A 931-nucleotide genomic window follows, 5' to 3' on the forward strand; every position below is an offset into this window, starting at 1 on the left:
TGGTCGATACCACCACTGTCACCCTGACGGCCGGTTCCACCGTGACCGAAGGCGGTCAGATCACTTACACCGCGACATTGACCAACCCGGCACAAACCCCGGTGAACGTCACCTTGAGCAATGGCTCGGTGATTACCATCAAGGCGGGTGAGTCGACAGGTACGGTCGTGGTCGATACCCCGGCCAATGACGTCTACGTCAACGGTTCGACCGTCAGCACCACCATTACCGGAGCTACCGGCGGCAACTTTGAAAACCTGGTGCCGAGCACGACTCCGGCACTCACCACCATTACCGATTCCATCGATACCACAACCGTTACGCTGACCGCGCCGGCTGCAGCGAGCGAGGGTGGTCAGATCACCTATACCGCGACCTTAAGTAATAAGGCCGGTACTGACGTCACGCTGAAGCTGGATAACGGCTCAAGCATCACGATCAAAGCCGGCGATACCGTCGGCACCGTGACCGTCCCTGCGCCAAGCGATGACGTGTTCATCGACAAGAGCACGCAGACGGTCAAGATCACAGACGCAACGGGCGGCAATTTCGAAAAACTGGAAGTTGCTGGCAGCGGTGCGACTACCACGATCAACGACACCATCGACAAAGTCGACGTTGTACTGACCGCCACCACTACCGTCGGTGAAGGCGGCAACATCGTCTACACCGCCAGCCTTGTGGATAAAAACGGCGCGCCGGTGACTAACATCACCAACCCGCTGACCGTGACGCTGGATAACGGACAGAGCATCACTATCGGTGTAAACCAATCGAGCGCCAGCGTTTCGGTTATTGCGCCGGATGACGTCTATAAAGGCGATCAGACCGTCACCACTGCTATCAAGACTGTCACTGGTGGCGAGCACTTCGAGAACTTGGTGCCTGGCACCACGCCAGTTAACACCACCGTTACTGATACTCCGGGCAC

General features: G+C 57.6%; 1 protein-coding gene. It reads left to right on the forward strand.

The features are described 5' to 3' along the window. On the forward strand, positions 1-931 hold a 931-nt coding region (locus BFP89_RS28985), incomplete at both ends, for an immunoglobulin-like domain-containing protein (protein ID WP_370671223.1).

Origin of the sequence: Pseudomonas sp. 31 R 17, from assembly GCF_900004915.1 — a bacterium.
In the GTDB taxonomy this organism is placed as follows: Bacteria; Pseudomonadota; Gammaproteobacteria; order Pseudomonadales; family Pseudomonadaceae; genus Aquipseudomonas; species Aquipseudomonas orientalis_A.